The 12158-nt window shown below is 48.7% G+C and carries 11 protein-coding genes; 10 read left to right on the forward strand and 1 reads right to left on the reverse strand.

Features of this window, described 5'->3' with window-relative positions; genetic code table 11:
• Positions 1 to 83: 83 nt before the first annotated feature.
• The 6 genes from ACCC71_RS02170 to spoVT all read left to right on the forward strand — a co-directional run bounded on the left by ACCC71_RS02170 (position 84) and on the right by spoVT (position 7627).
• Positions 84 to 1607 (forward strand): DUF4214 domain-containing protein, encoded by a 1524-nt coding sequence (locus ACCC71_RS02170; protein WP_434310805.1) that lies wholly within the window; start codon positions 84 to 86, stop codon positions 1605 to 1607.
• A gap of 40 nt (positions 1608 to 1647) precedes the next feature.
• Complete coding sequence (locus ACCC71_RS02175) at positions 1648 to 3660, forward strand: retron Eco8 family effector endonuclease (protein WP_434310806.1); 2013 nt, start codon at positions 1648 to 1650, stop codon at positions 3658 to 3660.
• 245 nt (positions 3661 to 3905) lie between these two features.
• Complete coding sequence (locus ACCC71_RS02180) at positions 3906 to 4979, forward strand: reverse transcriptase family protein (protein ID WP_434310807.1); 1074 nt, start codon at positions 3906 to 3908, stop codon at positions 4977 to 4979.
• Positions 4980 to 5030: 51 nt separating this feature from the next.
• Positions 5031 to 5888: a DUF6602 domain-containing protein gene (locus tag ACCC71_RS02185; RefSeq protein WP_434310808.1), complete on the forward strand. Its 858-nt coding sequence runs from the start codon at positions 5031 to 5033 to the stop codon at positions 5886 to 5888.
• A 60-nt stretch (positions 5889 to 5948) separates the two neighbouring features.
• Positions 5949 to 6827, forward strand: coding sequence for a fumarylacetoacetate hydrolase family protein (locus ACCC71_RS02190; protein ID WP_434310809.1), 879 nt, complete (start codon positions 5949 to 5951; stop codon positions 6825 to 6827).
• Positions 6828 to 7078: 251 nt separating this feature from the next.
• On the forward strand, positions 7079 to 7627 hold the full coding sequence (spoVT, locus tag ACCC71_RS02195) for a stage V sporulation protein T (protein ID WP_434310810.1): 549 nt from the start codon (positions 7079 to 7081) through the stop codon (positions 7625 to 7627).
• Between the two features lie 86 nt (positions 7628 to 7713).
• Here the strand turns inward: spoVT and ACCC71_RS02200 are convergent, their stop codons facing one another.
• Positions 7714 to 8382 (reverse strand): nucleoside-triphosphatase, encoded by a 669-nt coding sequence (locus ACCC71_RS02200; protein ID WP_434310811.1) that lies wholly within the window; start codon positions 8380 to 8382, stop codon positions 7714 to 7716.
• A gap of 353 nt (positions 8383 to 8735) precedes the next feature.
• On the opposite strand from ACCC71_RS02200, the gene ACCC71_RS02205 reads away from it, so the two are divergent.
• From ACCC71_RS02205 to ACCC71_RS02220, 4 genes are all read left to right on the forward strand, one after another.
• Positions 8736 to 9356, forward strand: coding sequence for a YczE/YyaS/YitT family protein (locus ACCC71_RS02205; protein ID WP_434310812.1), 621 nt, complete (start codon positions 8736 to 8738; stop codon positions 9354 to 9356).
• A 158-nt stretch (positions 9357 to 9514) separates the two neighbouring features.
• Positions 9515 to 11317: an oligoendopeptidase F gene (gene pepF / locus ACCC71_RS02210; RefSeq protein ID WP_434310813.1), complete on the forward strand. Its 1803-nt coding sequence runs from the start codon at positions 9515 to 9517 to the stop codon at positions 11315 to 11317.
• A complete protein-coding gene (locus tag ACCC71_RS02215) occupies positions 11314 to 11721 on the forward strand; it encodes a MazG nucleotide pyrophosphohydrolase domain-containing protein (protein ID WP_434310814.1) in 408 nt (135 codons plus the stop codon). Before pepF ends, ACCC71_RS02215 begins: the two co-directional genes overlap by 4 nt.
• A 120-nt stretch (positions 11722 to 11841) precedes the next feature.
• Positions 11842 to 12114 (forward strand): HU family DNA-binding protein, encoded by a 273-nt coding sequence (locus ACCC71_RS02220; protein WP_434310815.1) that lies wholly within the window; start codon positions 11842 to 11844, stop codon positions 12112 to 12114.
• The last annotated feature ends 44 nt before the right edge of the window (positions 12115 to 12158 follow it).

Below are 12158 nucleotides of genomic sequence, written 5' to 3' on the forward strand. Positions count from 1 at the left end.
TTTTTTCTATAGTTCAGGACGCTCTCGGTAGACGCTCTCTTTTTCTTATGATAAAATGGTATCTATAGTAGGAGGGAAAAGACATGAGGAGAAAAATCAAAGGTTGGTGGGCATTTGGCCTGTGTCTTGTCCTGTTTGCGACGACAGTGTTTGCTCATGACCGGAACCAGCAAGTGACAGATTTTGTGCAGCGGCTTTATCAGATTGTACTGGGACGCGCCGGAGACGAAAACGGATTAAATGGATGGACGTCTGTTTTGCTGGATCAGGGAGGAAACGGAGCGGATGTGGCCTATGGATTCTTTTTTTCCAGGGAATACCAAGAACAAAAGAAGTCCAACGACGCCTTTGTGACAGATCTGTATCAAGCAATCTTAAACCGGAAGCCAGATGCCGGCGGAAAGGCATTCTGGATTGGCCGCCTGGAAGATGGCATGAGCCGTCATGGCATTTTTGCCGGCGTCGTCAATTCGGAAGAATTCGGACAGCTTTGCGGGAGGTATGGAATCCAAAGAGGAACATATTTCTCACCGGAGCCCAGGGATCAAAATGCGGATGTCACGGCCTTTGTGCAGCGCTTGTACCGGAATGTGCTGGGGCGTGCCGGGGATGAGGGCGGCTTAAACGATTGGACCAGCCTATTGAATCGGGGCGGAACAGGGACGGAAGTTGCCGCATCCTTTATCCTCAGCGAGGAGTACCGGAATAAAACCATTGCTCTGACGGACTATGTGGAGATGCTCTACCGAGCGCTTTTAAACCGCGGTTCCGACGCTGCCGGAAAGGCGTCCTGGGTTACTCTGGTGAAAAGAGGGGCCAAAGAGCCGGCGGAATTGATCCCAGCGTTTACCGGATCGGTGGAGTTTGGCCGGCTGTGCGATCGATATGGAATCAAGGCTGGCAGCGAGGCGAGGGTATCCGGGGATTTTCCCCATATGGCGATCTATGGGAAGGAAGAAAAGAGGCTTTTGGATACCTACCAGCCAGGCGATGCCGTGCCGGAGGATTTGGGCGGAGAGGACATTGGCTTTTGGTTTGCCAGTTTCAAGATCGATGATTCTGTTTGGAATCGAATCCGGGGGATTTCCTATCCGGAAGGATGCTCAGTTCCGTTGGACGATCTGCGTTATCTGCGCGTACTTCACCGGGATTTTCAGGGGAATACCAGAGTAGGAGAATTGATCGTTAACCGAAAGGTAGACGGGCAGGTTTTAGAGATTTTTGAGGAGTTGTATCGGAACAGATATCCGATTGAAAAGATTCGATTGATTGACGAGTATGGCGGGGACGACGAGGCGTCCATGGCGGACAACAACACTTCCTGTTTTAATTATCGTGCGATTGCCGGATCTTCCAAACTGTCGGCCCACAGCAAAGGGCTTGCCATTGATCTGAATCCGCTTTATAACCCGTATGTGAAGGGACAGGGCCGTTCCAGGATTTGTCGTCCGGCTGTTGCGGAGGCCTTTGCGGACCGGAGCCGCAGTTTCTCTTACAAAATTACGAGGGAAGATGATGCCTGCCGATTGTTTACCTCCCACGGATTTACCTGGGGAGGCGGCTGGAAATCGGTTAAGGATTACCAGCATTTTGAATGGAGCGATTGAAACCGAAGAGAATTTCAATACAAGACAAAAGAGGTTTTTTATGGCGATTGAGTCCATTGAAATGGAAGGGTTCCGCTCGATGCGGGATGGCTTCTGGAAGCTAAAAGATATCAATCTTTTGATTGGGGAAAATGGGAGTGGGAAGACCAACGTTCTCTCCGCTGTGCTCTATTTTTATGAGCACCTGACAGGGAATCAGGCTTTGAAGGAAGACCTCTTTGACGTCTGGAATCCTCTGCAAAACGAGGTGAGAATCCGTCTGAATTATGACATGAGCCGGGTACGGGCCATCGCCAATCACAACCGGGGGAGAGGAAGGCTTCGCTACGAAAATTTTTACCAGAAGATTCTGGCCGTATCCAAGGGGAACCGCTTATCCGTGGAGATGCGTCAGCAAAAGGACGGCGGAATCCGTTGGAATGTGGACTATAATCTTCGCCAGATCATTCATCTCCTGTTTCCGCTCTATGCGGTGGATGCCAGGCAGGTGGAACTGACCGATTGGAGCGAACTGTGGAATCTGGTGGGGGATCTCTTAAAGCTGGAAAAGGAGCAGACCGTACAGGTAAAAACAGAAGCGAAAACCTGGCTGGCATCCTCTGAGAAGAGCATGGACCGCCGGCTGCAGAGCTTGATTGAGATCTTGGAGGCCCAGGAGATCGGCCTGGCCAGCTTTAACCCCAAGCAGTTTGCCCAGGCGATTGCTCAGGTGATTTTGGATGGAAAGAACTTCCGGACCGGCGGCAGGCGGCTCGGCAGCTTTTCCAATGGAACCAATGCGTACCATTACACCAAACTATTGACGGAAATCTTGCGTCTGAGCGCCTCCAATAAAATGAAAGAACCCATCGTGCTCTTAGATGAACCAGAACTTAGTTTACATTACAGCTTAATCGACCGGTTGTCCGAGGATATCTTTGATTCTTCCGACCGGGTGCAGTATCTCATCTCCACGCATTCTTCCCGGATGGTGAAGGATGTGATGGTCCGCGGGGAAGAGAACTGTACGGTGGAGCATGTGGTTTTGAAAGAAAATTATTCTTTCCTGAGACCGATGCGCCTTTTTACCCCGGAGATGTCGCGGGAGCGCATCCAGATGACGGACTCTTATGCCAACGCCTATTTTGCCAGGATGGTGGTCAGCGTGGAAGGGGAATCGGAACTGGAACTTTTTCAAAACCCCTATTTGTGCGAGCTGTATCCATTTCTCCGTCGGGTGGACTTTGTCAAAGGGATGAGCAATCGGGTGGTGCAGAATATTATTTCTCCGAACCAGCGTGGATATCGGACGACGGCGTTTGCGCTGATCGATATGGATAAGGCGGTGGAAAAACGTCCGGGAAAAAATGAATTTGTTCTGAAACCGGAATATTTTTCCCATCGGGAGCAGGAAGCATATTTTTTTGGAAAAAAGCGGAGAGAGACATTAGGGGCCAGGCGGGAAATTGAACGGATGGCGGAAAAGTGCAGGTTTTCCTGGAAGTATCCCTTCTTTAGCTGTGAAGATCCGAACTTTCAAAGCTGGATCCAAAAAATACAGCGTTACCTGGAACAATACGGGACATTTGCTTTTTCCTCTACGCTGGAGGGCGGGCTAATTACCAAGGAGAATCTTTCGCTGTTTCGGCGTTACATTAGGGAATCCGATGTTTTAGGGGCGCGTTTGGCGGAGGTGGAGCGTTTAACGGCCCGCTTTCCTGCGCCTGGAAGGCTGAACTATCTCCGGCTGGTTTTTTCTGGAAAGAGCGATTATCTGATGGGAAAGAAGCAGATTCAGGAGGAAAATAGGCGGTTGGAGGCGGAACTCTATCAGACTATGGGCATTGTCGGCAAAACCAGCGGATGGATTTCGGAGTGGATGGAGTACTTTTTCCGGCGGCAGGCGCAGGATCTAAAATGGAAAGGAAAAACTTTTCCTCAATTTCGCAGTTGGTGTGATCAAGGAATCAACCGGGAATTTCTGCGCTCCGTTTTTCAGATGCGGTTTCCGGAATTGGCGCGTCTGATTCATAAAATGGAGATGACATTTAAAGGGGAAGATGGTAAGATATAGAAAAGGCAAGCAGGAAAGGCTTCTGTGGGCGCACAGACGCCCCCCTGAGAGCGTGTCACGGCGCTGGAAAGCCAGGGGAGAAAAGGTACTGAGAAACCAAATGGTGCCGGACTGACCGAGAAGCGCGCAGTGTTTAGGACCCTTCGGAATTCTTAAGAGAGTGCTTGCCTTTTTTCAAAGACGATCCCATGGATTGCGAAATTTTACGAAACGAGATTTTTGCTTATTCCAAAATAGGAGATAGGATGATTCTTTATGAGGAAAGCTACTTTCTCAGTCACATTCTAAATACGACGAAGGAAAAGCTAAATCGGATCCTTGCGGATAAGGAGAACGCATATCTTTCTTTTACGCTTCCGAAAAAGCATGGAGTTCGGCGTATTGATGGACTGAGACCGGGAAGTGAGCTGAAAAAGATACAGCGGAGGTTGGCGGAGGGCTTTTTGAATCAAATTCCCCTTCCCGTACCGGTGAAGGGATTTGTAAAAGGAGAAAATTATGTCTCCTATTTGAGGGCGCATTGTGGGAGTCAATATTTTCTGCGTTTGGATATCCAGGATTTCTTTCCTTCTATTCGGGAGGAGCAGCTTCGGAGCTGTCTATCGGAATTTGTACAGGAACCGGCGGTTTTGGATGAGATCGTTGGAATTGGGATGCTTCACGGCAGTCTTCCCCAGGGAGCCGTCACTTCCCCAGCGTTATCGAATCTGGTTTTTCGGAGAATGGATCAAAGGATTTTAAAATATTGTCAGAAGCTTTCGGAGCGTTATATAGCGGGAGAGGTTTTTTATACCCGGTATGCGGATGATCTTTTGTTTAGCTCCCAGACCTTTGATTTTTCCGCCAACCCCTATTTCTACGGAATGATCTCCCATATTTTAGGGGAACATGGTTTTCGGCTTCAGCGGGAAAAGACTTCCTTTCAAAAAGGAACTTTTGTCAGCAATGGATTTGTCGTGGGGGAGGACGTTCACCTGTCCAGGAGCAGGAGACAGGAGATCAATCGTTTTCTCTACGAAGTGATGGAAAATCAGAAAAAGTGGAAAGGCGGGAACCGCTCGGAGCCTTACCGGCTGGATCGAAAAAAGATTCGCCGGGAGGAAGAACTTTTGCAGACAGCGGAAGAGATTTGGCCGGACAGACAAGGGCGGGATCCGTCTTTTTTTGATAAGGAGCAGTTGATCTATTACCTATGTGGATACCGGGCGTTTTTGATTTCTGTGGTGGAGGGAAACCGGGAGCGGACGGACGCGGTGCGGCAGATGGAAAAGCTGCTGCGGAAGCTGGAACTGGTGCTGCGGGAGCTGTCTGCTTCATAAAAGATACCTTCAATTGACAAGGGCACACACGGTCAGGGCAAGGAACGTACTATGGAGGAAAAGATGGGCGGAGAACGGTTACAGGAATACTGGCGGCAGGAAATACAAGCTATGGAGGCGGCTTATCGCCAGTTTGAGACACTGCTTCCCGCAGAAGAACGTATGGGAGCGGCCCATCCGGGGGAGGATGGGCGGTATGTGGAGTGTCTGCTGGCGGAGACTCTAGAACGTTTTCTGCCTCGAAATATCGAGATTTTTTCCGGTTTTATCCTGAGGCCGGGAGTGAAATCCGGCAGTTCCAAGACGCCGCGGGCGGCTGACCCTGACCAGCATTCGGGACAGTTGGATTTGATTGTCTATGACAGCGCCAATTATCCTGTTTTTCAGCGCTTTGGAAATCACGCGGTGGTTCCGCCGGAGGGGGTGATTGCCGCCCTGTCGGTAAAAAAGCACCTGTATTTGCCGGAGGTAGAACGGGAAATCAGAGCTTTGCAGAGGGCTGGACGGCTGTGCCGCGGGGAACCTGGCGTCCACGGGCCATTTTTGGCCTTGGTTTCCATGGGGAGCGGAGGACAAGCGGACGCGGGAACGGCAGTCTTTCAAGCGTTGGAAAAGGTTTATAGGGAAACGCCGTTTTTCCCGGAAGAGATCGTCGGCTATGTCGGAGCGCTTACGGAGTGGAGCATTTGCCGAAAGAAGCGAAGCGGGAAACAGGAGATGGAATATTCCTTCTACCGGCATCCAGGAGAGGAGATGCACTGGGGGTTCCAGTATCTGCTAAATGGGATTTTCAGCGTTTATTATGCCCCGGAGCGGAATCATGGGATGCGGCCGGGGATTACTGCCTTTCCGGCAGGAAAAGACAGGGACGAATTTTTGGGGAGCATTCCTTACCGGGAGAGATCGTAAAAGAAGTATCCTGGTAGGGCGGAAGAATAAAAATAGAAAGCCAAGATGGAGGGAAAGACGATGAGGCTGGTTACTTTTGAACAGGGCGGCGCGGCGCGCCTGGGCATTTTGCGTAAGGATGAAGCGGCGGTGATTCCATTGGAAACACTGTTGATCGACTATCCGGATATGACCGCTTTGATTGAACATCTGACGGACGAAGAGCGGGAGCGTATGGAGCAGGCTGCGGAAGCGGAGGAAGGAATTCCGATGGCGCAGCTGCGATTGCTGGCTCCGATCCTTCATCCTCGTCACGATGTGCTCTGCGTGGGGCAAAATTATGTGGCCCATGCCATCGAGTCGGCAAAGTTTAAGGGCATTGAATACAAAAAGGCGGAGTATCCGGTTTACTTTTCCAAGCGGGTCGATTGTTCCGTGGCTCCAGGAGGCGCGATCAAATGTCACGGTGAGTTGACAAAACAACTGGATTATGAGGTGGAATTGGCGGTGATTATCGGAAAGACTTGTTCTCATGTTTCACGGGAGGAAGCTTTTTCCTATGTATTCGGCTATTCTATCGGGAACGATATCTCGGCCAGGGATATCCAGAACCGCCATAAGCAGTATAGCTTTGGAAAAGGGCTGGACGGTTCTTTTCCGATGGGCCCTTGTATCGTAACAAAGGAGGAACTGCCGAGTCCGCCGTATCTGAAAATCCAGTCCTGGGTCAACGGCGAGCTGCGTCAGGATGGCAATACGGATGATTTTATCTTTGATATCCCGGAGCTGATCTCTCAGCTTTCCCAGGGAATCACTTTAGAGCCGGGGGATATTCTGATTACAGGAACTCCTTCCGGCGTCGGCATGGGCTTTCATCCGCCAAAATTTTTAAAGGCAGGAGATGTGGTGACCTGCCGGATTGAGGGAATCGGGACCTTGGAGAATGTGGTAGAGGATTAAGACGGTATCATGGGAAGGTGATGATAAGCCTTCCCTTTTTATTATATAGAGAATAAACAAAATTATTTTTATGTTCCTCCAAGATCTCCGTTTATGAATGAGCGTGAACCAAAATAGAAGGTATAAATTTCTCCGATTTACAAATACTACCGTTACTTACAAAAAAAGCGCAAGGCTTAAGGAACAGATAACAAGCCCTTGTGGAGAGAAAAACAGATTTGTAATAGGCAGAAAACGGAGGAATTTATTATATGAAAGCGACAGGTATAGTGCGTAGAATTGATGATCTGGGACGAGTGGTGATTCCAAAGGAAATCCGCCGGACCCTCCGCCTGCGGGAAGGAACGCCGTTGGAGATCTTTACGGACCGGGAAGGCGAGATCATTTTGAAAAAATATTCACCGATGGCGGAGCTGGGGATTTTTGCTGGTCAGTATGCAGACGCCTTGGCTCAAGGTTCCGGGCGGATGGTCTGTATTACGGATCGGGATCAGGTGCTGGCGGTGGCTGGCGGACTGAAAAAGGACTTGGTTCAAAAATCAATCAGTAAGGAGCTGGAACAGCTGATGGGGAAACGGGAAATCGTCGTCGCTTCCAAAAGTGAAAAGAATTTTGTTCCAGTGACAGAGGAAGGCCTGGAAGATGTGGCGCTTGAGACCATCGCACCGATTCTTTGCGAGGGAGACGTGATCGGAACGGTAATCCTGTTAAGTAAAGAGGAAAAAGAAAAGATGGGAGAGACAGAAAAGCGCCTGGTTACTACGGCAGCTAATTTCCTGGGAAGGCAGATGGAAGGATAGGCGGCAAATTGCGGATACCGCGCCGGGAGGGGACACCAGAGGAAAAAAACGTATCGGCTGGGAATCAATTTATTTGATTCCCAGCTTTATTTATTTGATAGGAAATTCCATTCCGTAAGGAGAACCGCCAGCAATTCCTCCCGGTTTTCCTCTGTCACTTCCCATACTTTTACCCTGGGATGGGCAGCTACCTGCTCTGGAAAGCTTCCCGCGTCGGCCTGAAGCACGCCGAGAACCGGAAGCGGACCGTCGAGACAGCGGAATACCTCTCGGCAAAAATCTTTTGCGTTCCGCTCCGCCTTCCCCAGCTCATCCAGAATGATAATTCCCTTTGTCTCTCTAGCTTTTTTTAAGATCTCTACGCCTAAAGTCTCAAAGGTTTCCGTAACAGCGATCGCGCGGTCGGGAGAGACGCTGATGACAATGGGGCAGTCATTGGAAATATCCTTTAATGGAAGAAGGCTGTGCAGGCAATAGCCCTTCTTTTGGCCGTTAATCTCATAGGGGCGCGTCTCAAAGCCAGCTTCCGGGCAGGCGAGAGCCTCGCGCACCTTTCTTAAAAGCGTACTTTTTCCAACTTGCTTTTTCCCTGTCAGAAACAGATGTGTAGGAAGGTCAGAAGAAGGTGAGAGAAGCAGATCCACGCCGGCCTTTTGATGCCGGTCGGAGTTGATGCCGAGGATATCTAGGGAGAGATTGGAGCAAAAGGCGGTTTTTCCGGTACCGCGGACTCCTACGATGGTGCGAAGCTTCATTTTATGTTGCCCCTTTTTCTTTTTTAAAAATGCCTGTAGGGCGATTATATCAAAAACGGGACGAAAAGTCTGCAAGGAACAGAGAAAAATATGGTACACTCTTGTCAATGGAAGGTATCGGTCTTGCAATTTGCTTTTTTATAGGATATGATAAAAAGTGTTTCTGCTATTTTCAGCAAAGATGGACAGGAATTCGGAATCAGAAAAGACAGATTACTTTTTCTCCAATATCATGATATTAAAAAATAAAAGATATACGTGGTTGGAAGAAAAAGGATACTGTTAAATATAAGAAATTTGGGAAATGATAGACATATAGAGCATAAAGGCAGCGAAAGATGATGAGGTGGAAAATGGAAGAGAAAACGAGAAGAATCCTAATGACGATATGCGGGGTATTGATTATTAGCGTTAGCGTCGGTATGTTCAAGTTTTCCGTGTTTGGGCTGGACCCCTTTCAAGTTTTGTCCCATGGAATCTGGATGACGCTGCCGGAGGGATTTCTGGACTATGGAACGGCATATGCGATTCTTAACTTGTTGATGCTGATTGCCATTTTCTTTGCAGATAAAAGTAAGATTGGTTTGGGAACGTGGATCAATATTTTTCTGTTGGGATATGTGGTGGAATTTTCTGTTGGGACTTTTGACATGTTGATTCCGGCGCCTTCTCTGGCAGTTAGAATTGTGTTTTTGGTAATCGGCATTGTCACTATGTGTTTTGGCGTATCCATTTATTTTACGGCGGACATGGGGGTGTCTACCTATGATGCGGTTGCGTTGATTCTGTCTGAAAAGAAAAACTGGAAATTTCAGATATGCAGAATTTCTTCCGATTTGTTTTGTACGGTGGTAGGTTTTGCCCTGGGGGCCACGGCAGGAATCGGAACAGTAGTGACCGCATGTTTTATGGGGCCGTTGATCGCCTTCTTTAAACGAACCATAGCGGATCCTTTGAGATATGGTAAAAAGTAAAATCCATTTTCTATCATTTTACCTTCAATTGGTAATTCACAGAATCGGTAAAAATGATGGCACATAGGATTGTTTCCAGTAGTTTCAGTTGTCTCCTCCTTTAATTTATGATACACTTTTTGGTGACATAGGAAATGACTGGAAGAGAGGAGTTCGACATGTCAGAGCGTCATATCATACCAAAACGAAACGAATTAAAACCAGAGGATACCTGGTCTACGGAAGATTTATATCCTTCCGATGGGGCCTTTTGGGAGGCTTTTACGCTGGAAAAGGAAAAAGCGCAGGCGTTGACCGCCTATGAAGGCCGGCTGGGAGAGTCCGGAACGCTGCTTTATCGCTATTTTCAGGAAAAGGAAGAAGCGGAAGAAGCAGTAGAACGCCTTTACACTTACACTTCGCTGAAAAGCGACGAAGATACGAAAAATTCAGTATACCAGGGGATGAAGGGCCAGATGATGAGCTGGCTGGTGCAGTGGCAGCAGGAAATGGCCTTTGAAACGCCGGAGCTGATTGCTCTGACGGAGGAGCAGCTTGCCGCTTTTTATCGGGAAGAACCAAAGCTTGCTCTTTACCGCCGCTATTTGGAGCGGGTGCGCCGCAAAAAGGCACATATCCTTTCCCCATCGGAGGAAGCGCTGCTGGCTGCGGCAGGAGAGATGGCGGACGCTCCGGATCGCATTTACGGAAATTTTGTCAATGCGGATTTGACCTTCCCCAGCGTTCAGGACACAGCTGGGACGATATATCCTCTGACAAACGGTTCCTATGGTACGTTGATGTTAAACCAAGATCGCTGCCTGCGAGAAGAGGCTTTCCAGCATCTTTACGAGACGTATGAGAAGTTCAAAAATACGACGGCTGCGATACTAAATGCCCATGTTCGTCAAAATGTATTTTTTGCCCGGGCTAGGAAGTATGGATCATGTTTGGAGGCGGCTTTAGATCGGACCGAAGTACCGGTTGCGGTTTACCATCAGCTGATCCAAGCAGTTCATGAAAATATGCAGCCCATGTATGATTACATGGCTTTTCGGAAGAGGCAGCTGGGCGTAGAAGAACTTCACATGTATGACCTCTATGTGCCGGTGGTGGGAGACGCGGAAGAGGAAATTTCTTTTGAACGGGCAAAAGAGGATGTCATTGACGCCCTGGGAATTTTCGGGGAAGAGTATCAAGCGGTGCTAAAGAGCAGTTTTGAGCAGCGCTGGATGGATATCTATGAAAATGAGGGAAAACGCTCAGGGGCTTATTCCTGCGGCGCTAAGGTTCATCCGTTTATTTTGCTCAACCACAAGGATACCTTAAACAGTGAATTTACCCTGGTTCATGAGCTGGGGCACGCCATGCACTCTTACCTCAGCAATCAGAATCAGCCGGCGGTTTATGCAGATTATGTGATCTTTGTGGCGGAGGTGGCTTCCACCTGCAATGAGGCGCTGCTGATGCACTATCTTTTAAACCGAACGAAGGATAAAAAACGCCGGGCGTATTTGCTGAATTATTTCCTGGAGCAATTCCGGACTACTTTGTACCGGCAGACGATGTTTGCGGAGTTTGAAGAAAAGATTCATGCCATGGCGGAGGAAGGAGAAGCTCTGACTGCCGATGTCCTGAAGAACCTTTATTATCAATTGAATCAGCTGTACTATGGGGAACATGTGACGGTAGACGAGGAGATCGCCATTGAGTGGGCGAGGGTGCCTCATTTCTACTATAATTTCTACGTCTACCAGTACGCCACGGGATTTGCCGCGGCGATCGCCCTTTCCCAGCGGATTTTAAAGGAAGGAAAGCCCGCTGTGGAAGATTATCTTCGGTTTCTAAAGGGAGGATGCTCCACAGATCCGATTTCTTTACTGAAAATTGCTGGGGTGGACATGACAACGGCGGAACCGGTCGAGAAAGCGCTTCAGTATTTTAAGGGACTTTTGGCTGAGATGGAGGAATTGATGGCGTGAAAACATATGAGAGGAAAGAGGTTTATACCTTTGAGGAACTGAGAGAGATTATTGCGAAGTTACGTGCGGAAGACGGATGCCCTTGGGACCGGGCCCAGACTTACGAAAGTTTGAAAAAATGTCTGGCGGAAGAGACTGAGGAAGTGTTCCAGGCGGTAGATAACGATGACCGGAAAAATCTGTGCGAAGAGCTGGGGGACGTGCTTCTTTTGATTTTGCTGAACAGCCAGATTGCGGCGGAAGAGGGGGCCTTTACTATAGACGATGTGATTACCGGTCTTTGTCAAAAGATGATACGGCGTCACCCTCATGTATTTGGCGGAGAGCCGGCGGGAACGCCCGAAGAGGCTCTGGATCGCTGGAATGAAATTAAACGTCAAGAGAAGGCCGGTTTGATTCCGTAAAAAAACGGGAAAACATCGGTTTTTCGTGGGATTTTCCTTGACAAACAGCAAAGAAAAGATTATATTTACTATGCAAAGAATCCGCAGATAGCCTGTGGAAGTTATCAGGAGGAAGATATTATGAACAAGACAGAACTGATTGCTGCCGTTGCAGAGAAAGCTGAGATCTCCAAAAAAGATGCAGAAAAGGCTTTAAAGGCTTTCACCGATACCGTAGCGCAGGAACTGAAGAACGGTGAAAAAGTGCAGTTGGTTGGCTTTGGCACGTTTGAAGTATCTAAGAGAGAGGCCAGAGAGGGCAGAAACCCTAGAACCGGCGAGACGATGAAGATCGCGGCGACCAATATGCCGAAGTTCAAAGCGGGCAAAGCTCTGAAGGATATGATGAACTAAGATAGAAGATTCAATCAAGAAAGGCCCTTGCAAAGCAACGGCCT

The sequence above is a fragment of the Hominifimenecus sp. rT4P-3 genome (assembly GCF_051055405.1).
Classification (GTDB): Bacteria; Bacillota; Clostridia; order Lachnospirales; family Lachnospiraceae; genus Pseudolachnospira.